This window comes from Micromonospora sp. MH33, from assembly GCF_003013775.1.
Lineage (GTDB): Bacteria > Actinomycetota > Actinomycetes > Mycobacteriales > Micromonosporaceae > Micromonospora > Micromonospora fulviviridis.
In genome coordinates this window covers 1-18,419 of the sequence record NZ_MUYZ01000024.1, presented here as the reverse complement: position 1 = coordinate 18,419, position 18,419 = coordinate 1, and the positions used below count along the sequence as shown (strand labels likewise).

The following is an 18,419-nucleotide window of genomic DNA, read 5'->3' as shown; positions in this document are numbered from 1 at the left end:
TTCTCACCGGCGCGGCGGGGCTGGGACGGCGGGCACGGGCAGCGGCGGATCGACGAGGTACGCCATGCACTGCGACAGGACCAGGACCCGCTTCGCCGGGCAGGGCTCCGGTACGGAGGCGGGCCGGAAGGTGCCGTCGTAGAGGTTGCCGTAGCTGGTAGGCACGGAAGCGCACCGCCGGACTTCGCCGGTGACCGTCACCTTGAACGAGGTCATCCCTGCGGTGCAGGGCTGGCCGCGGAAGGCGAGCATGCCGTCGAGGTACGGCCGGTTGAAGGTGTACTCGCCAGAGTTCTCCAGGATCAGCGCACGCTCCGCGTCGGTGTACGCCTCCGGGTACCGACGACCTTCGTAGACGCCCTTGAACACCTTCGCCCGCAACGGATCCACTCCGAGAGCCGCCAGCGACGTCAAGTCGTCGCGGAGCCGGGAGAGCAGCGGCGGAAAGAGCACGTACAGCGCCACCACGTCGAAGCCGGCCCCACGCAGGATCCGGAACGACTCGGCGTACTGCGTAATCGGCAGACCGAGGCGGTCGCGTTCCGGCACGTGCAGGGCTGCCACGATCTTCGCCACCCGGGTCGGGTCCACCTCGTTGGCGAAACGGGTGACCAGCTCGGGCGACGCCAGGTTGGTGTTGATGCTGATCCAGTTGCGGCGGGTCAGCCCGGCGCATAGCTCCACGAAGCCGGGAAACAGGAGCGGCTCTCCGCCCGACATGTGCACGAGACTCGTGCGGCCGAGGTCCTCGAAGCGCCGAACCACTAGGTCGGCGTCGGGCTCGTTCAAGTGCTTCTTGTTCAACACGTAACGGATCTGCGGATGGCAGTACTCGCAGAAGAAGTTGCAGCGGTTCGTCAGGTGCCAGTCGAACTCCCACTCCCACGGTGCCGGTTCCGACGTCATCGCTGACACGCGCACGGGTTCACCTCCCCACGCTTTGGCCGCCGAAGCCATTTCGACGGATACCAATGTCAACCCTGGCGGTGGAGGTGCTGACCGGGACACCTCACGGTGGGGTCTCACGGTGGCCCCTCACCGTGGGCTGTCCCGCCCGCCGTGATCACGTAATCGTTCATTCGGTCCCGTGCTGCCCGAGGTGCAAGACGGACCACCTGGGCGCAAGGACCTGCGGGCGTGTGAGCTCCGGGAGGTAGTCATCCACATGCGCCCGCATCCCAGTGCAGTCGCAGGAGGAGGCGTCGAATGTACGAGCAGGATCAACTCGCCCGTTACGGCTATCGCCAGGAGTTGGCCCGGAGGCTGCGGTTCCGGGACCTGGTCGCGTACGGGCTGGTGTACATGGTGCCGATCGCGCCGATGGCGATCTTCGGCAGCGTGTACGCCGGCTCGGGCGGCATGGTGGCCCTGGCGTACGCGGTCGGTGTGGTGGCCCTGGTCTTCACCGCGTTCTCGTACACGCAGATGGTGCAGGCGTTCCCGATGAGCGGCAGCGTCTACAACTACGCGGGTCGGGGGATCAGCGCGCCGGTCGGTTTCCTGGCCGGCTGGGTGATCCTGCTGGACTACGTGCTGGTGCCGGGCCTGCTGTACCTGGTGGCGTCGGTGGCGATGCACGCGACCGTGCCGGCGGTGCCGGTGTGGCTGTGGCTGCTGGGGTTCGTCGCGGTGAACACGGTCGTCAACTCGGTGGGCATCCGCATGACGGCGATGGTGACCCGGGTGATGCTCGTCGGTGAGCTGATCGTCCTGGCGATCTTCTTGGCCGTCGCTGGCTGGGCTCTCGCGTCGGGCAGGGGCCGGTTCAGCTGGGACGCGTTCTACAACGCCGACACCTTCACCTGGTCGGTGGTCGCGGGGGCGGTGTCGATCGCCGTGCTCAGCTTTCTGGGCTTCGACGGGATCAGCATGCTGGCCGAGGAGACCAGGGGCGGTTCTCGGCAGATCGGCCGGGCGATGGCCGCCGTTCTCGTCCTGGCGGGGGTGTTGTTCATCGCCCAGACGTGGCTGGCCGCGATGCTCCTGCCTGACCCGGGCGCGCTCCTGGCGCAGGGTGATCCGAACGGCACGGCCTTCTATGACGCCGCCGCGGTGGCCGGTGGCGGCTGGCTGGCGACGCTGTGCGCGGTGGCGACGGCGGTCGCGTGGGGTCTGCCGAACTCGATGGTCGCGCAGGTGGCGACGTCGCGGCTGCTGTACGCGATGGCCCGCGACCGGCAGCTCCCGGGCTTTCTGGCGAAGGTGTCGGTACGCCGCAACGTGCCGATCAACGCGACCCTGCTCACCGGGGCGGTGTCCCTCGCGCTGGGCCTGTACATGGCGACGCGGGCGGACGGGATCACGCTGCTGTCGTCGCTGATCAACTTCGGGGCGATGGTGGCCTTCCTGGTCCTGCACGTCTCCGTGGTCGTGCACCACCTGATCCGGCGGCGGAGCGGGAACTGGTGGGCGCACCTGGTTATGCCGGGGATCGGGTTCGCGATCCTCGCCTGTGTGGTGATGAACGCGAACATCGCCGCGCAGCGCCTGGGCCTGGCCTGGCTGGCCCTGGGCATGGTCGTGCTCGCCGGCCGGTATCTGTCCGGCCGCCGGCCCGCCCTGTCGGGACTGGCGCCGGCGCAGCCGCAGGCCCGCCACGTGGAGCGGGTGTGACCGGCATGAACGTGATCACCTACCGGCCGGCGCGCGACGAACTGGCGTACACCTTCGGTGGGCGGATGCCGGTGGCTCACGTCCGTTCCGGTGACGTGCTGCGGGTGGACACGGAGGACTGCTTCGGCGGGCGGGTGCGGGGGCCGGCGGACTTGCCGTCGCGGGTGTGCGCGATGCGGCACCTGAATCCGGTGTCGGGGCCGTTCTTCGTCGAGGACGCCGAGCCCGGCGACACCCTCGCGGTGCATCTCGCGTCGATCGTCCCGGCCCGGGACTGGGGTGTGTCGTCGACGTTCCCGCACTTCGGGGCGCTGACCGGCACGTCGCACACCGCGACGCTGCAGCCGCCGCTGCCGGAGCGGGTGTGGGTGTACGACATCGACCGGCAGGCCGGCACGGTCCGCTTCCACGCCACCGGCAGCGACCACACCGTCGACCTGCCGCTGGAGCCGATGATCGGCACGATGGGGGTCGCTCCCGGCGGGTTCGAGGCCCGCTCCACGATCGTCCCCGACAGCCACGGCGGGAATCTGGACACCCCGCGGCTGCGCGCCGGATCGACCCTGTACCTGGGGGTGAACGTGCACGGGGCGATGCTCGCTCTCGGTGACGGACACGCCCGCCAGGGCGAGGGCGAGGCCTGCGGGGTCGGGGTGGAGATCGCCACGACCACCACCCTGGCGATCGAGGTCATCAAGGGCGTCCCCACGGTGTGGCCGCGCCTGGAGACCGACGGTGAGGTGATGTCGGTCGGCTGCGCCCGGCCGCTGGAGGACGCCTACCGCATCGCCCACCGTGACCTGGTCGCCTGGGCCAGCGCCATGACCGGGCTGGACGAGCTCGATGCCTACCAACTCGTGTCGCAGGCTGGCCGGGCGCCGATCGGCAACGTGTGCGACCCCAACTACACGGTGCTGGCCGCCGTGGACAAGGCGCTGCTGCCGGCCCCGGCCGCCGCCTACGCGGGGGTGCACGCCCGGCTGCGGCAGCAGATGGCCGGACTGCCGCCGGAGCCGCCGCGATGAGCACGATTCCGCTGCTGCCGTTGCGCGACGAGCTGTTCCTGCTCGGCCACAACGACGACACCGGCCAACCCCACATCCACCGGCGGGCTCTCGCGCTCGGGTTGGCCGGCGCGGTCCTGATCGACTTGTTCCTGGCCGGGCGGATCGCCCTCACCGACACCACCGGCGACGCCGGGCCGGCGGACAGTCAGCGGATCCTGCCGCACGTCGACCGGCCGGTCGGTGACGTGATCGCCGACACCGCCCTCACCTCGCTGCGCTACGCCGACTCGGTCCCGACGGTGCGGGGATGGCTGGGCTGGTTCGCCGACGACCTGTACGAACGCACCCGCGCCGGCCTGCACGCCGGCGGGATCCTGCACCGCGCCACCCGCCGCCGCCTCGCCGGCCTCGCCCGCAGCGAGACCTACCTCGCCACCGACACCAAGTGGGCGGTCGTTGCCCGCGCCCGCCTGCGCTACCTCGCCGCCGGCCGGGACCAGCCCGACAACCACACCGCCGCCCTCGCCGGCCTCGTCGCCGTCCTCGGCCTCACCGAGCACCTCTACCTCGGCGAGGACACCAGCACGCTGACCGCGCACCTGCGCGCCATCGCCGCCCAGCACCACCGACCGGTACGCGACATCACCGCCGCCGTCGACGCAGCCGTCGGTGACCTCGCCACCGCCACCTACCGCTGACCCGAGCACACTCCCGGAGCCAACCGACCGTGACCCACCCACCCCACCTGCCCACGACGCCTCCGGCCGCGCCCAGCCGCCGCCCACGCCCTGCTGTCAGGACCGCCGCGGCGCTGGCCGTGCTCGGCCTACTCGCCACTGCCGCCCTCGCCCCCGGGTGGGCGACCACCCGCACCGCAACACCCGACACCAGCAGCCCACCCGTCACCCCACCGACACACCCGCGCACCGCCCCGTGCGAGATCCCCGCCCCGCTGACCGCAGCGCAGTTGCGGGTCCTCGCCGCCCGGACCGCCGCGACGCCGCCGACCGTGCTGCCCGCGCCGCAGCCCGCCGCGCAGGTGCTCCCTGCGGTCGCCGCCGAGGCGGGCTGCGACGTACCGGGCCGGTTCGCGTTCGTGCGGCTACGGCAGTGGGCCGCCGACACGAGCGTCCAGGGCGGGCATGCGACCTCCCACGTCGTGCTGTTCGAGCAGCGGCACTGGCGCGCCGACGACGGCTCCGGCCGCGAGACCAGCCTGCGCTACCCGCCCGGCCCGCAGCCCACCACCGACGACACCTACCTGCCCGGCAACCTCGACGGCCCGATCGGCCCGATCGCCGCCACCCCGGCCGCCCTCACCGCGCAGATCACCAGCATCGCCCCGCCGTTCCTCGGCGCGCCGGCGGTCCTGGACGCCGTCGCCGGCCTCACCCGCTGGCGTACCCCCAACCGCGACGCCCGCACCGCGATCCTCACCCTCCTGCGCCACACCGATCGGCTCACCTACCACGGCGCCGTCCGTGACCGGGCCGGACGCGTCGGCGTCGGCATCAGCGCCACCAGCGACCACGGCACCGTACGCAGCCTGCTCATCCTGAACCCCACCACCGGCGAGATCCTCGCCTACGAACGCGCCCACTTCCCCCCACCGCAGGACGAGCGCAGCCCCACCGGCCAGGTCGAGGACTACCTGCTGTTCACCGCCCACACCCGCACCAGCACCAGCCACACACCCTGAGACCACCCCACCCGTCACCCGCTCGTGCAAAACCGAAAGGGACCCTCATGGAGGCCGCCGCCCGTGTCCGCGCCGCCCGCTGGGCCGACAAGGACCACGTCGCCGCGCTCATCGCCGACGCCCTGCACCCCGACCCCCTCGCCGCCTGGCTGGTCCCCGAGCCACCCCGCCGGCGACGCCACGTGCTCACCCAGGTGGCCGCGATCTGGGTCGAGCACGCCATGTTCTACGGCGACATCCACCTCACCGACGACCTCAACGCCGCCACCGTCGGCTTCCACCGCTACCGGCCATCCCCCCACCGACCAACTACCACCGCCGGCTCACCGACGCCGCAGGCGAACACACCGAACGCTTCGAGACCCTCGACCAGCTCCTCACCGCCCACCGACCCACCGAACCGCACTACCACCTGGCGTTCCTCGCCGTCGCGCCCACCGCCCAGCGGCGCGGCCTCGGCACGGCGATGCTCACCCACCACCGCACCCGACTCGACCGCATCGACCTGACCGCCTGGACCGACATCACCACCACCGCCCAGACCCTGTACACCCGCCACGGCTACACGCCCCTACCGGCGGTCACTCTGCCCGACGGACCCACCCTGCAACCCATGCGCCGCAACGCCGCGCACCACGGCGCCATCCCCACCAACGCGGCCCACCCCGCCGGCCACCGGTGGCAGAACCTGAACTCCTAGCCCCCGCCCTCAGCGCTCCCCGACGGAATCCCCTCTGATGGCCTTCCCCCGCACCTACCCGCGCGAACTCATCGACGCCGCCGTGCAACGCGTCGCCGACACCCGCACCCTCAAGGCGTACGGCGCCGTCACCACCGTCGCCCGCCAGCTGAACCTCGACCCCCGCCTCGTGCAGAAATGGGTCACCCGAGCCACCACCCACCCCCGCCACAGAACCGAGACCTCAGCGGCGGCCCGGAGATCCCCCTGGCGCCAGGGCTGCTGCACTGCGGCACGTGCCGCCGCCCGATGGACCACACCGCCCTGCTCGACACCCCGGCGACCTACCACTGCCAACCCGGATGCCGCAGACAGCCCCTCGACGCCGTAGCCATCGCCGACGCCGTCGGCCGGGTCATCCTCCGCCACGCCACCCGAATCCTGCCCACCACCGGCGCGCCCCTACCGCCGTGCCTAGCCGCCGTCCACGCCCACCGAGTCCTCGCCCGCGTGACCGTCGGCGCCACCGCCAGCGACCTCACCCTCACCTGGCGACCCGCCATCCCACCCGACCACGCCGGCAACAACCGGGCCCGACGCCTCACCACCGCCCGCGACATCGCTCGACGCGAACCGCTGCGCGCCCGGCAACTCCTGCACCAGATCCTCACCGGCGTCGACCCGACCAGCGCACCAGCCCACCCCCTGCACGCCGATGCCGCGGCCCTCCTCGCCGAACTGCACCTACGCCACGGGCGCGTCGCCGAGGCCGCCACCTGGGCCGCCTACGCCCACCGAAGCGCGCTCCACCCGCACGGACCCACCCACCCCGACAGCCTGCGGGCCCTGCACCTGCACGCCGCCGCCCAACGGCGCGCCGGGCACCACCAACGCGCCTACCACCTCTACCGGCAACTCGGCGAACACCTCACCCACACCAGCGGCCCGCAGAGTCCGCGAACCCTCGCCATCCGCGCCACGACCGCCCTCGTCCTGCACGACCTCGGCCACTGCCACGCCGCCCGAGCCCTGCTCACCGACACCATCGCCACGCACCGCCGGCAGCACCCCGGCCACCCTGCCGCCACCCGCATGACCCAGCACCTGACCCGCATCCGCAACAAGTGCGCCGCCAACGGCCACCAACACGACAACTGACCTTCTTGCGTCAGGAAGGGCGCGAATGACGCAGGTGGCAGGAGCGGCACACCGAGCCTTCGACTCAGCCACCCCGACAGCGGGCGGCGGTCGGGTGCGCGGCCGGGGCTCAGACGTCCTCGTGGCCAAGGCGGACCTCAACTTCACGGCGGAGGATCGGGTAGCCTGATGGCCCGACGGGCCGTTAGCTCAATGGCAGAGCTGAGGACTTTTAATCCTTAGGTTCAGGGTTCGAGTCCCTGGCGGCCCACTCCTCCGCAGCTCAGCGGCCCTTAGCGGGGCCGCTGTTGCCGTTATTCGGCCGGTACAGCAGCGAAGTACAGCAGTAGCGCTCACCGGTCCAGTGCGCTGCCGAGCCGCTTGAGGGCGTCGCGGGTGGCCGCCGAGGAGACCACCGTGTAGATCTCCATGGTGATGGCGAACTGTGCGTGCCGAAGGATCTGCATTGCCACCCGCGGATGCACGTCCAGGTCGGCCAGGAGCGAGGCACAGGTCCGCCGGGCGTCCCTGACGGTGATCCGCCGGACGCCGGCCGTGTCGCAGCGACGGTCCCAGAAGCGGTTGAAGTTGCGTGGCTCGACCGGCCGGCCGTAGCGGGTGGTGAAGATGAGGTCCGACGGCTGCCAGGCGGGGCCGGCCGCATCCCGGGCAGCGGCCTGCGCGACACGGCGACGGCTGAGGGCCACGGTGCAGATGTCCGGCAGCGGCAGGGTGGCGTCCGAGGCGGCGGTCTTCGTCTCCCGGTGCGGCTCGGCACCGACCCGCTGGAGCTGCCGATCGATGGTCAACTCTCCCGCGTCGAGGTCAACGTCCGCCCAGGTGAGCCCCAGCATCTCGCCCTTGCGGAGCCCGAGCACCAGCACCAGGACGTACGCGGCATAGAGCGGGTCGTCGTCGGCGCGGGCCGACTCCAGGAAGCGCCGGGCCTCGTCGCTCGTCCACGCCTTCCGCTTGCGCTTCCGCACCGGGGGGCAGCTTCACCAGCGACGCGACGTTGCGGGTGATCAGCCCTTCGGTGATCGCCTGGGACAGCAGCGTTCGGAGCACGGTTCGCAGGTGGGTGACGCTGGTTGCGGAGGGCAGATCCCGGCAGCAGCGGCCAAGGGCACAGCAGCGACGCTGGGCGGGCTTGCGCCGCTCGTCCTTGCTCTGTGCGCAGCACTGGCAGGTCCGGCCCACCTCGTTGATCCAGGTCTGCACGTCGCTGACCCGGAGCTTGTCGAGGCGCTTCCGGCCCAGCCCAGGCACGAGGTAAAGCCGGACCACCACCTCGTAGGTGACGTAGCTGCCGGGGGCCAGGTTCGGCTTGACGATCTCGCGCAGCCAGTAGCCGGCGTACTCCCCTACTGTCGGGGAGCGGGTCGCCACAGGACCGGCCTTCGCCTGACCGTGCAGCTTGATCCACTTGTCGTGGACCTCCTCGCGAGTCTTGCCGTAAACCCACTTCCGACCCCGCTTGCCGTCCGGCTTCTCGACCCAGACGTACGCGGCGAAGCCGTTGCGGTACGGAAAGATCGATCCTTCGCCGTTGGCGCGTGCGCGTGCGGGCATCAGGCGGCCTCCTGGCGTTCGACCTGTTCGCGGATGTAGTCGTCGACCCATTCGGGGAGGATGCGGCGGTACTTGCCGTCCTTGATGGAGCGCAGTTCGCCGGTGGCGATCTTCATCTTGACCTTGGAGATGCCGAAGCCGAGCAGCACGGCGACCTCGGCGGGTGAGTACCAGCGGGGGCGGAGGTCGTGGGTCATGCGGCGGCTCCGGTGAGCCAGGCTTCGTGGGCGAGTTCCTCCCGGCCGATGCGTCTGCTCTCGCGTCGCTGTCGGGCGGCGGTGTTGGCGAGCAGGGCGTCGCCTTCGGTGAGCCAGCCGGACCCGATGTAGGTGAGGGTGCCGACGGTGATCGTGTCGGCCGGTACGTCGTCCTCCTCCCGCCGGTAGGTGGCGCGGGTGTCGCGGAGCAGGGCGAAGGTGACGGAGTAGCGGCGGGCTTTGGTGAGGAAGTGGCCGCCGAAGCCGAGCATGTGGGCCCAGCGGCGCAAGCCGCCGTAGATGTTGGGTTTGGTGTCAAGGCTGTCTTGACGGTCGTCGGCGGTTGCGGCGCCGCTGCTGGTGTCGGTGTGGGTGGGGCGGCCGAGGTGCCAGCAGGCGTCGATGAGGCGGGCGAGGTGGTCGCCTTCGGGATCGGCGTAGTCGTCGATCGTGGCCGGGGTGAACCGGGTGAAGGAGTGGCCGGTGGCTTCGGTGGCCTTGGTGGCGTACTTCGCCAAGTAGGCCGCCACCTTGCCGTCGGTCAGCTCACCGCCAGCGGTGTTGATACGCCGCACGTCGACCTGCTCGCCCCAGGCGATCAGCCAGCCGTCGGGCTGGTCGGGGTGCGGGGGTGTGGTGACGGTGATCTGCCGGGCGGCGGCGTGGACGGCGGCCTCCAGGTCGTCAATGGTGATGCCGGACGGTGGCGGCACGAGAGCGTCCGGGTCGTCGGGGTCGACGCCGTCGAGGCGCAGCAGGACGTGGAAGTGCACGGCCCCCCGGCGTTGCATCTCGGCGACCTTTCCGTGCGACACGCGCACGGGCGGCACCCAGCGGGCCTTGCCGGAGGCGGTGACGATGCCGACCTTCGGGATGCCGCGTCGGCGGCAGCGCGCGGCCAGGTGGCGGTCGGCGGCCTGCTTGGTGCGCCGCCACAGCTCGCCGGAGAAGTAGTTCCAGACGACCTGGTGGTCGTGGTCGTAGCAGTCGAGGCACAACGGCTGCCCGAGCCGCGGGTCGTCGGCGTCGTGGCGGGCGAAGCATGCCGCGGGCTGCCCGTGGGGGCATGTGCTGGCGTTGCTGCGGGCGCGGCAGGGTGCGGGGCGGCAGTCGCAGCGTTGCCGGTTGCGGCAGGTGTGGCGTGGGACGTGGCGGTGGTGGACGGGGCCGAAGGAGGGGGCGGTGAAGGTGGCGAAGACGACCGGGTGGCGGCCGACCGAGGTGGGGACTCCCTTGCCGCCGGTCAGACCGCGACAGACGAGTTGGTAGGCGTCGCCCCGGTAGGCCCAGGCGCAGTCCGGGCACACTGATTCGCGGCGGTTGCCGCACGCCTTGTAGAGCGTGCGGTCGGGCAGCTCGTCGGTGTGGAGCCGGCCGGTGATGCGGCCGGTGTTCCGGTCGACGGTGGCGATCGTGCCGGTAAGACGGATCGGGCGGGAGCAGCCGCCGGCGGGGCGGGTGTGCTCCAGCCAGCCGGAGAACTCCGGCGAGGCGGCGCGGTGCAGGACCTGAGCGTCCCGGCCGACGGCGAGACCGGGCCGGTACAGGGTGAGCGGGGCGGTGGACACGACTGTCTCCTCATCAGGGGGTGGCAGGGACGGGAGACGAAGCACCACCAGCCGTGGACGGATGTCCGCTGGTGGTGTTCGTCGTGTCTCCTGGCACCGCCGAGAGGGCGGCTGACGCCGGAGGGCGGAATCGTGGTCGCGCCACTTCCCGCCGATGGGTCATGTCCCTTCGCGCTCGTGGACTCGGTGATCAAGGGCCGGCACGGGTAGGGAGCCTGGGATATCGGCATCCGGCGGGTTGCCGCAGGCTGCCCCACCCGTGGAGATGGGCGAATCCGGGCCACCGTGGACGGCAGGGAAGGCCGTGCTGGGCCGCTTACGGATTCAGAGGACCGGCGCAGCGGCCGGTGCGATCGAGAGCCGGCGGGACGTGACCCGCATCAGCGGCAGAAAGGCCGCTCAGCATCTCCGACGTCAAGTCCAGCGATCCAGCAGGAAGGCCGCGCTGGCGTCCTCGACGAGCGCCAGAGTAGCACCGAGTGCCGACACGTCAACCTGCCGTGACTCCGCTTCGCTGTTTGACGAGCCCGCTCGGCCCTAAGGTTCTGAGCGTCAGCAGACGCACTCGAAAGACAAGCCGCTACTAGCTGGTGTCGCGATCCAAGCTGCCCGGACAGGGGCATGCCGCTGCGTCTCCGCCCAGGTATCCGTCAGCGCTGCGGCGCGCCGCGGCCCGATGGGAGGGAACCTGAACCCCGTGTCATGGACGTCGAGGCTTTCAAGGCCGATCAGATCGACCTCATCGTCGAAGGCCATCTCCAAGTCGAGCTGCCATAGTTCGGGCTGCCAGTTGGGATCGTCATGGTCAACGACATCAGCGATGGCCAGCTGCCGGGTGAAGGTCAGAATCACGCGGTTGTCACTCCAGGACCGTCGGCCCCACTGGACGATGAAGCCATCAGCATCGGAGTCCGGAGCCGAATCGAGGCCGTCGATGTCCAGTTGCAGGAACTCAACGAACCCACCCCATGCCGCCTCGACATCGATCACAGCGTCCTGCTCGACGCCGTGCCGTCGCAGAATCTGCGCGAACACGTGAGCGCTGGTCCGCCAAGGGATGTGCACGCGACCAGCATGCCCTGACGGAACAGCCCGGCTGCCGGCCGGTGTGGGAGGACTTTCTGTACGTCTATCAAGGCGGCCCGCAACGGGCCGCACGCGCCGCCGCCTGGGCGCGCGTCCGACGCTCCGCTGTCGCTCCACGTCGGCCACGCAACACGCCCCGGCGGCAGGCGCGGAGAGCGGGAAGCCCGGAGGGCCGCCGCAGACGGTAGCGCCGAGAGTGGTTGAGGTTCGCGGGCCGGCAGCCGGCCGCGCCGCGCCGGAGCGACGCGGCGCAGGGAAGGGCACGCCGGGTCCGCGCGGCGTGTCGCGGCGACGAACCGGTCGCGGTCACTGCGCCTCCGGCGGGGGCGCAACGACTCCAGGATGGCCGGGGCTCCGTCCGCACGTTGCGGTCCTTGGGTGGTTGCGCAGGGCCATCCCGCCAGCCGACGACCCGGGCGAGCCGAGCAGACCGCCGCCCGGCCCGCCAGCGTCCGTACGAGCCGTCAAGGTCCGCTTGACGTGGCGGACCGGGCGGCGGCCCGCTCCCCAAACGGGCGGGTCGGCGGCAGACGGGATGGCAAAACCCGAATGGGGCACTACTTTTCGAAGATTGCGACGTCACCTACAGCGACATGAACCTCTGACGGTGACCCGACCTTGACTGGCGTTGACGAAATCCTCTTCAACGGGAGCAAGGACTGCAGAAAGATGTTGCTTCCGGACCCTGTTTGTCGTTCGGTTATCGCCGCCACGCAAAACTTCGGTTCCACGATGACAACTTCGAGTCGGAGCTTTCTTACATCCACCGATCCGAGGATCTCGCCGCTGTCGGGGTCCTTCACATCGATCGTTCGATATAGGGCGACCTTGTCACCTACGGCGATGCCCTTATCTCCGCCGACGTTGATGGCTAGCTCATGCTCATTAATGATCCGGGCCACCTTGCCCACAATCTCGCTCATCCCTGAACCCCCAAGCTACTGGCCCGCACCAGCGAGTTAAACGACCTGTCGGATGTTGAGGCGTCCGACAGTTCGTAGCGAGCTAGTTCGACGCCGATGGGCGGCGAAGCGTCGTAATCTACCCTGCTTCTCAAATGCTGCCAAAATTCAGGTGATTGAGGATCGACACATCGCAGATAAACGCTCCTCCTTGAATCGTCTACATGTACCACCTCCACCGATCCCTTAACCTCCCCTGTTTCGCTGCTGATCACGTGGAAGCGTGCTTGTGGTTCGGGTCGCGAATGTTCATATTTAGCAATTAGCACAAAAGTGCCTTTATGATTGCCGAGGATCGAGATTGCGGGCGGCTCAGATGTGGACGATAGTATTGCTCCAAGCATTTGAGCGCGGCCTTCTGCAATTGCAGCCTCCGCCGCCGTCCTACTCTCCTCCTTGGTGGCTTCGATTGCGCCGGTAAGCGCCTCTACCTCTGTTTGTAGTTGGGCTGCACGTTCCAGCAGGCGGGGATAGTTGCGCACGCGGGTAAGCACTTCCAGTAGCGTCTTGCCGCCTGTCCAGAAAAGGGCAATTACGGCAGACAGCCCGATAACCAGCCAAAATGCCAGCAGAAGCTTCACCTGTGCGGCCCCGAGGTAGAGGCCCACGATGCCGGCGAGTGACACAGCTACGGTCCAAAACCGCTTCAGGTAGTTCGTCACGTTCCCTCTGCCTCCGGCGACGCGATGCTGCGCTCGGCTAGCCTATCTGCGCGGTCGCCTGAAGCCGGCTGTCCTATGTGGGACACGCTCAGCGTTCGTGCCCGATGGGTGCCCGACGTGTCGGTCAACATAGGTCTGTAGCGGCACCTTTGCAGCCCCCACCCGAACACGCTGTGTGCACCCGCCGGCTATCAACCCGTTTCCCAAGCTGACAGTGTTCGACCCAGCGTCAGATCCGGTTGTAGGAGAGCGGGATCATGGATGACTGCTGGCTGCGGCGTCGATCATGCCATCGCACGAGCGCCTGTCGAGCGTCCCGGGTCGAGAGCGACCGATTGAACGTCAGATACAGCGACTGGTTGGGCTGCAGCTCCCCTACCGGCATCTTGGGCCATAAGGCGGAGATATCGGGCTCAGCCAGCTCCAGAGAGTTTCCGTCTTCGTCGAATACCTGAACGTCGACCTGCTTCATAGTGGCCGGCCCCTGGTTCGTGACCAGGAGTCGAACTTCGTTGGTCGGACCTGACTTCAGCTGAGCGAGAATCAGATCGAGCTGTACCCGGGGAGTAGCCGCTCGATCCTTCAACCAAGTACGAACCACGCCAAGCCAGAGGCTGAGGATGCTGACCACAAGTCCCAGCCACGCCGCCACGGTTGTCGCCGTCATGCTTGGCAGGTTAGAGGACAGCCACCACCAGGGATGGGTGACTAACTGGGTGACGACCGGCGCGTCCGTGGTCGGACTCCCATGGACGCCGGTGGACTGTTCTGGCAGCTCAGCCGCTCTGAAATTCCTGCGCGGGAGTCCTTGATCATTCCTTCACACAGACGAGGTCACATGCGCCGCAGGTCCAGGGCTCGTGAGGGCCTGGACCAGGTCTGCAAGTAGGCACGCGTCGGGCAAGATACTTCCAGGGATGTGGTCTCATCAGCGTCAAGTTGAAGGGCGAGGGGTTCGCTGCGGATCCAGTCCAGGGTTGCCTGGACGACATGATCGCCCCCGTCGAGGCTGACCCTGGCCGACTGACCCGGCCGCAGCCCAGCGACTCGTAGCCCGTCAACCCTCACCCAGATTCGCCTAAGCAGGGCACCTGAATTATGCGGTCGGCTGAGGAGAAGCTCCGCCATTCGTCCTCGGCTCTCACGCGCGTTGTTGTCGAGCAGCATGGCATGCAATAGGTCTGAACGCTCGGCGGCCAACTGGCCACGCTACGGCGTCGACAGCAGCGATGACAGCAACCGGCCCGGATATAGACGACCGGGGTCGCACGGACGGTCGGCCGAGGGCGGGAGACGGTCCGGGACGCCGCCAGACGACGCGCCCCGAACTTACAAACGTGGGTCACCGGCAGGGAGAGCGGCACGTAGGTGACGACGAGGTGCTGCCCTCTACCCGACTCCCGGCCATCACAGCTGCGGCAAGATCAACCATCAGGTTACAGACCATCGCTCCCACCCCTCCGGAGATAGCTGCGACCACTAGCAGCGCCAGCACAAGCAATGAGACTGCTGTGAACTTCGCGATCTTCATGAGACGTGGACGGCCGGTAGACACCAGCCACCCCTTGCGGGGCGTCGGGAATCGAGTACAGGGCAGCACCCACAGCACATGATACCGCTCTATGGCCATGGGCCTGGTCGCATGAGCTCCAGGCCGTCGCCAGGCCGTCGCAGCCTGACTACTGCCAACCAGCGACGACCATTGGTGCCCGCGTTTCCCCAGCTAACAGGGCGTAGTGGAAGCGACAAGCAGACGCGGAGGCCCCTGCTTACCTGTAGTTGGTGAACTGAGGGGTAGGCGGAGGGAGGCCTCTCAGGCTCGTACCCAGAACTGCCAGTCATCAGGCGCAGGAGGCCACGACGGATCGGGCCGCCAGCCCTGGGGCGGGACCCAACCTGCGGGCGGGGGCGGCCATCCCGGTGGAACCACGAACCGCCATTGCTGCACTGGGGCAACATCGTGCCCGGGGCTCTCCGCGGCCGCCTGTTGTGCCGGCCAGGCTCCTTCAGTCGCCGGCGGCGCATCCAACCACGCATCAGTCAGCGAGCTGGCCTTGCACACGTTCAGCGTGACGTCGGCCTTAACGCGGTTGCCCTTCAGGACTGCACGGGCGGCCGTCAACATGCCAAGTTCCGAGAGGTGGGCGAGCACCGGCAACATCTCGGCTGATGTCGCGGGGCTCAGGGTGCCAGCAGGTTCGCCGTTGACTCGAACCTCTACCAGCGTTCGCGTCGATCGAGCCCGTTGCTGCTCAACCTGGTGCAATGTTGCATAGATCCAGCACTCGCCCTGCGGGCTCAGCAACTGAGCCAAGTGAGTCATGTACTTCTCTTCGCCCGTCACTTGGACGACGCGTCCGTGGGGAAGCATCACATGCAGGTCGGCCGGCGGCATGTTCGCTGGAACGATCATGTGCGGTTCAGTGAGGTCGAGAGTCACCGATCCCACGAACTGGGGTCGGCGGCGCCCGTCCCACTCTTCTTCTTCCCGTCCCCAGATGCGGGCTCGGACTTGGGGAGTCCAACCTTCGTTGACGAGCGCCGTGAGGACCGGCGAGTAAGCCTTGGCTTGGTCTTTGGGCAGGTACCCGAGAGTTTGCCCACCATAGACGACCTTGACGGCGTTCGGGTCGAAGCGGTTGGTGGGCTCCGGGATGAGGTACACGTCCTTCTCTACCTCGGACCCGTACGACTTGAAGTCCGCGCCGAGTGCCGCTCGGATCTCCTTGGCGTAGTTGGACTCGCCTACGACCTCCTGGCTGCACCAGCCTCGCTGTCCCCACAGGTCGAATGGTCGGATCATTGGCGGAGGTTACCGCTCCCGACCGAGCCCTCGTCAGCCCAGAGCCGTACAAGTGTCAGGTAGTCGACACCGCGTAGCTGAGAGGTCAGACAGGGGTTCGCCGAGGTTGCGTCAGCGGCCGACGCGGATGCGGTCGGCGGCATACAGCTCGCGGGAGCCATCGGCGCGAAAGATCACGATGACCGGGATACCCTCGCCCATCTCCAGCTCGCGCCGCTCCACAGGGGTAGGCATCCGAGCGGTGGCGGTGTCGCCCTTGAGGAGAGTCACCGTTTCGGTCGGTTCGACGGCGCGGACGAACGTGCCGCGCGGCGGTTCCACGATCACGAGCCCTTCCGACCGGAGAAGTGCTACCGCTTGTCGGACGCTCGTGCGGCTCAGTCCGTACTCCTGAGCCAACCGCAGCTCGCTTGGAAGTGAAGCCCCAGGCGCGAGGTCTCCAGACGTGATCCGGTCTCGCAGGAGGTCTGCGAGCTGCCGGAACACGGCACGATCCGCACTCGGGTCGATCACGGACGTGACGCTACGTGTCCAACAGTTCTACATCTTATTGTATCTACAGTCCTACGTCGTTACGGTGACATGGACTCTGGCGTTGCGGCGAAAGCCAGCTCGCGGCTGGTATGTCCCGGACGTTGATCCACACCCGAGGGGAGACCCGGTGTCTCGTGTCTCGTACGAGGAGTACTTGGTGGCAGTCGCGCTCACTCTGGCGAGACGGCACCGGCCGGTCTGGTCGTGGGAGCGATGGCGGCAGGTCTGCCGATGCGGAAGCGAGCTGCCTTGTAGCACTACGCATCGGATCCCGATCAACCGAGGCCACTGGCCTTCAGAGGTCGACCAGCAAGGTGCCCAGTCAGTGGACCAGCCGGCCGCGCGGGAGACGCCGAGATGACGAGTCACCTCCCAGTCACACCGATTTGGACCTGCGGCGGTTGTGGTGCTGACTGGCCCTGCCAGACCCGGCGGCGGGAGCTGCGAGCGGAGTACGACTGTGCCCCGGTGTCGCTCGCCCTCTACCTGGCCGCCCAGCTCGTTGACGCCGCGCAGGACCTGGCTCACGTCCCCGCCGGCCACCTGCACCACCGGTTCCTCGGCTGGACTCGATGAGCATCCTGCGACCCGGCGACGAGAAGTTCCATTACAGCGACGGCTCCCACAAGTGGATCCCGCCGAACCCGGATTACGACCAGGAGGTCTGGAACGAGCAGGTCCGCCAGCACAAGCACGGACACCTCAAGAACGAGCGCCCGAAGGTCCGCATCCAGCGCCTCGCTTGACGCCAGCAGTACAGCAGCGAAGTACAGCAACGGTGCCAGCCGAACCGGGCCGAGAACCACGCCAGCAGCCCGGATGACCTCGTACCGCACTCGATCCGGCCGGCTCGCCGGCAATCCATAGGTTCTGGGTTCGAGTCCCAGGCGGCCCACCAAAGCCTTCCTCGTTGAGCGTCTGGTAGATCATCGAGTTCGGCGCTTTCGCCGTCCGGGTACGCCCCGTTGCGTCGGCAGCTCAGCCCCGAATCCCGCGATGCCGTCTGCGGCGGCCCCGGCCGGCATCCCAGTGGCGGACGTCGCCGTGGCGGCCGCCTGCGTCAGCCGGTGATGGTGAGAGCCAGCATCCCCTGGTCCAGGCCCACCAGTAGGGTGTCGCCGACGGTGCAGCAGGCGAGCGCCGGATGGTAGACGGGAATCGTCCGTACCAGGCGGCCCGTCGTTAGCTCCCAGATCCGCACCGTTCGATCCCGGCTCGTCGAGGCGAGCATGGCTCGGCCGCCGACCTTGACCAGGCTGAGCCCGGTGACCGGGCCGCAGTGTCCAGTGAACCACCGCAACGGCTGACCCCGCTCGGCGTCCCACATCCGGATCGCATGGTCCGCGCTGGCCGACACCAGCGCTGGTCGACCCGCGACCGTCACGCCGCACAGCGCGTTGACCGAGTCCTGATGGCCTTGCTGGGTCCAGAGGGGGGTATCTCCACCGGTCCACAGCATCACCGTGCCGCTCTTGTCGGCCGAGGCGAGTGCCTCGAAGCCTGGCCAGTCGACGGTGGCCAGCGCGGTCACCCAGGCGCGAGTGACATGCCCGAGCAGCACCCTCCGGACGGTGCCGGTGTGGGGGTCCCAGATCCTGACGACCTGGTCGTCGCCGGCTGAGGCGACCAGCACCTCACCGTCGATGGTGAGCGGGCAGACCGCCGCGACAGGGGCGTAGTGTCCGGCCATCTCACGGACCTGCGAACCGTCGCGAGTGTCCCATGCCTCGATCAGGTTCGTCTCGCCAGTGGTGAGGACGAACGACACCTCCTCGTCAGTGACCGCGCACATGGCGTTGACAGCACCGCATTCCGTCTGGAACGAGCAATGCTCGAAACCTGTGGATGAGCGTCGGGAGGCGTACCCTCCCGGCGACGCTCCATGTCCAAGGAATCGAGT

The 18,419-nt window shown here is 68.7% G+C and carries 18 protein-coding genes, 1 tRNA gene and 2 pseudogenes; 10 read left to right on the top strand and 11 right to left on the bottom strand.

Features of this window, described 5'->3' with window-relative positions; genetic code table 11:
* Positions 1 to 3: 3 nt before the first annotated feature.
* The gene (locus B0E53_RS06700) at positions 4 to 906 is read right to left on the bottom strand and encodes a radical SAM protein (protein WP_246835272.1); all 903 of its coding nucleotides are present in this window, start codon (positions 904 to 906) and stop codon (positions 4 to 6) included.
* 300 nt (positions 907 to 1,206) lie between these two features.
* Here B0E53_RS06700 and B0E53_RS06695 point away from each other — a divergent pair, with 300 nt between their 5' ends.
* The 8 genes from B0E53_RS06695 (at position 1,207) to B0E53_RS06660 (ending at position 7,406) form a co-directional block, all read left to right on the top strand.
* Positions 1,207 to 2,613 (top strand): APC family permease, encoded by a 1,407-nt coding sequence (locus tag B0E53_RS06695; RefSeq protein WP_107075193.1) that lies wholly within the window; start codon positions 1,207 to 1,209, stop codon positions 2,611 to 2,613.
* Positions 2,610 to 3,638 carry an acetamidase/formamidase family protein gene (locus B0E53_RS06690; RefSeq protein WP_107075192.1) on the top strand — a complete coding sequence of 343 codons (1,029 nt, stop codon included), beginning with the start codon at positions 2,610 to 2,612 and terminating at the stop codon, positions 3,636 to 3,638. The genes B0E53_RS06695 and B0E53_RS06690 overlap by 4 nt, the downstream gene beginning before the upstream one ends.
* Positions 3,635 to 4,318: a GPP34 family phosphoprotein gene (locus B0E53_RS06685; RefSeq protein ID WP_107075191.1), complete on the top strand. Its 684-nt coding sequence runs from the start codon at positions 3,635 to 3,637 to the stop codon at positions 4,316 to 4,318. The genes B0E53_RS06690 and B0E53_RS06685 overlap by 4 nt, the downstream gene beginning before the upstream one ends.
* A 29-nt stretch (positions 4,319 to 4,347) precedes the next feature.
* Positions 4,348 to 5,319, top strand: a complete 972-nt coding sequence (locus tag B0E53_RS06680; RefSeq protein WP_146167603.1) for a hypothetical protein — start codon at positions 4,348 to 4,350, stop codon at positions 5,317 to 5,319.
* 47 nt (positions 5,320 to 5,366) lie between these two features.
* A complete protein-coding gene (locus tag B0E53_RS06675) occupies positions 5,367 to 5,828 on the top strand; it encodes a hypothetical protein (protein WP_246835271.1) in 462 nt (153 codons plus the stop codon).
* The gene (locus tag B0E53_RS39110; protein WP_246835276.1) at positions 5,732 to 6,019 is read left to right on the top strand and encodes a GNAT family N-acetyltransferase; all 288 of its coding nucleotides are present in this window, start codon (positions 5,732 to 5,734) and stop codon (positions 6,017 to 6,019) included. Before B0E53_RS06675 ends, B0E53_RS39110 begins: the two co-directional genes overlap by 97 nt.
* A gap of 288 nt (positions 6,020 to 6,307) precedes the next feature.
* The gene (locus B0E53_RS06665) at positions 6,308 to 7,156 is read left to right on the top strand and encodes a hypothetical protein (protein WP_107075188.1); all 849 of its coding nucleotides are present in this window, start codon (positions 6,308 to 6,310) and stop codon (positions 7,154 to 7,156) included.
* A 178-nt stretch (positions 7,157 to 7,334) separates the two neighbouring features.
* Positions 7,335 to 7,406, top strand: a tRNA-Lys gene (locus B0E53_RS06660).
* A gap of 82 nt (positions 7,407 to 7,488) precedes the next feature.
* On the opposite strand, the pseudogene B0E53_RS06655 reads toward B0E53_RS06660, so the two are convergent.
* The 9 genes and pseudogenes from B0E53_RS06655 to B0E53_RS06620 form a co-directional block, all read right to left on the bottom strand.
* Positions 7,489 to 8,707 (bottom strand): annotated as a pseudogene (locus B0E53_RS06655) (tyrosine-type recombinase/integrase).
* Positions 8,707 to 8,904 (bottom strand): excisionase family DNA-binding protein, encoded by a 198-nt coding sequence (locus B0E53_RS06650; RefSeq protein ID WP_107075187.1) that lies wholly within the window; start codon positions 8,902 to 8,904, stop codon positions 8,707 to 8,709. Before B0E53_RS06650 ends, B0E53_RS06655 begins: the two are co-directional and overlap by 1 nt.
* The gene (locus B0E53_RS06645; RefSeq protein WP_107075186.1) at positions 8,901 to 10,472 is read right to left on the bottom strand and encodes a replication initiator; all 1,572 of its coding nucleotides are present in this window, start codon (positions 10,470 to 10,472) and stop codon (positions 8,901 to 8,903) included. The genes B0E53_RS06650 and B0E53_RS06645 overlap by 4 nt, the downstream gene beginning before the upstream one ends.
* 552 nt (positions 10,473 to 11,024) lie before the next feature.
* Positions 11,025 to 11,507 carry a hypothetical protein gene (locus tag B0E53_RS06640; protein ID WP_107075185.1) on the bottom strand — a complete coding sequence of 161 codons (483 nt, stop codon included), beginning with the start codon at positions 11,505 to 11,507 and terminating at the stop codon, positions 11,025 to 11,027.
* 608 nt (positions 11,508 to 12,115) lie between these two features.
* Complete coding sequence (locus B0E53_RS06635) at positions 12,116 to 12,481, bottom strand: FlgT C-terminal domain-containing protein (RefSeq protein WP_107075184.1); 366 nt, start codon at positions 12,479 to 12,481, stop codon at positions 12,116 to 12,118.
* Complete coding sequence (locus tag B0E53_RS36925; RefSeq protein ID WP_146167602.1) at positions 12,478 to 13,182, bottom strand: hypothetical protein; 705 nt, start codon at positions 13,180 to 13,182, stop codon at positions 12,478 to 12,480. Before B0E53_RS36925 ends, B0E53_RS06635 begins: the two co-directional genes overlap by 4 nt.
* Before the next feature lie 229 nt (positions 13,183 to 13,411).
* Positions 13,412 to 13,849: a hypothetical protein gene (locus tag B0E53_RS06630; protein WP_146167601.1), complete on the bottom strand. Its 438-nt coding sequence runs from the start codon at positions 13,847 to 13,849 to the stop codon at positions 13,412 to 13,414.
* A gap of 1,146 nt (positions 13,850 to 14,995) precedes the next feature.
* Positions 14,996 to 15,985, bottom strand: coding sequence for an HIRAN domain-containing protein (locus B0E53_RS06625; protein WP_107075182.1), 990 nt, complete (start codon positions 15,983 to 15,985; stop codon positions 14,996 to 14,998).
* A 111-nt stretch (positions 15,986 to 16,096) separates the two neighbouring features.
* A complete protein-coding gene (locus B0E53_RS06620; RefSeq protein ID WP_069088172.1) occupies positions 16,097 to 16,498 on the bottom strand; it encodes a winged helix-turn-helix domain-containing protein in 402 nt (133 codons plus the stop codon).
* A gap of 378 nt (positions 16,499 to 16,876) precedes the next feature.
* Here B0E53_RS06620 and B0E53_RS40360 point away from each other — a divergent pair, with 378 nt between their 5' ends.
* The gene (locus B0E53_RS40360; protein WP_107075180.1) at positions 16,877 to 17,095 is read left to right on the top strand and encodes a flavin reductase; all 219 of its coding nucleotides are present in this window, start codon (positions 16,877 to 16,879) and stop codon (positions 17,093 to 17,095) included.
* Positions 17,092 to 17,265, top strand: coding sequence for a hypothetical protein (locus B0E53_RS37375; protein ID WP_168215242.1), 174 nt, complete (start codon positions 17,092 to 17,094; stop codon positions 17,263 to 17,265). Before B0E53_RS40360 ends, B0E53_RS37375 begins: the two co-directional genes overlap by 4 nt.
* Positions 17,266 to 17,579: 314 nt before the next feature.
* On the opposite strand, the pseudogene B0E53_RS06605 reads toward B0E53_RS37375, so the two are convergent.
* Positions 17,580 to 18,419 (bottom strand): annotated as a pseudogene (locus B0E53_RS06605) (hypothetical protein); the annotation flags it as partial.

Bases quoted from the DNA above. Each gene is read 5' to 3' on its own strand.
- B0E53_RS06700 (WP_246835272.1), bottom strand. From the start codon at position 906: ATGACGTCGGAACCGGCACCGTGGGAGTGGGAGTTCGACTGGCACCTG.
- B0E53_RS06695 (WP_107075193.1), top strand. From the start codon at position 1,207: ATGTACGAGCAGGATCAACTCGCCCGTTACGGCTATCGCCAGGAGTTG.
- B0E53_RS06685 (WP_107075191.1), top strand. From the start codon at position 3,635: ATGAGCACGATTCCGCTGCTGCCGTTGCGCGACGAGCTGTTCCTGCTC.
- B0E53_RS06675 (WP_246835271.1), top strand. From the start codon at position 5,367: ATGGAGGCCGCCGCCCGTGTCCGCGCCGCCCGCTGGGCCGACAAGGAC.
- B0E53_RS06665 (WP_107075188.1), top strand. From the start codon at position 6,308: ATGGACCACACCGCCCTGCTCGACACCCCGGCGACCTACCACTGCCAA.
- B0E53_RS06650 (WP_107075187.1), bottom strand. From the start codon at position 8,904: ATGACCCACGACCTCCGCCCCCGCTGGTACTCACCCGCCGAGGTCGCC.
- B0E53_RS06635 (WP_107075184.1), bottom strand. From the start codon at position 12,481: ATGAGCGAGATTGTGGGCAAGGTGGCCCGGATCATTAATGAGCATGAG.
- B0E53_RS06630 (WP_146167601.1), bottom strand. From the start codon at position 13,849: ATGACGGCGACAACCGTGGCGGCGTGGCTGGGACTTGTGGTCAGCATC.
- B0E53_RS06625 (WP_107075182.1), bottom strand. From the start codon at position 15,985: ATGATCCGACCATTCGACCTGTGGGGACAGCGAGGCTGGTGCAGCCAG.
- B0E53_RS40360 (WP_107075180.1), top strand. From the start codon at position 16,877: ATGACGAGTCACCTCCCAGTCACACCGATTTGGACCTGCGGCGGTTGT.
- B0E53_RS37375 (WP_168215242.1), top strand. From the start codon at position 17,092: ATGAGCATCCTGCGACCCGGCGACGAGAAGTTCCATTACAGCGACGGC.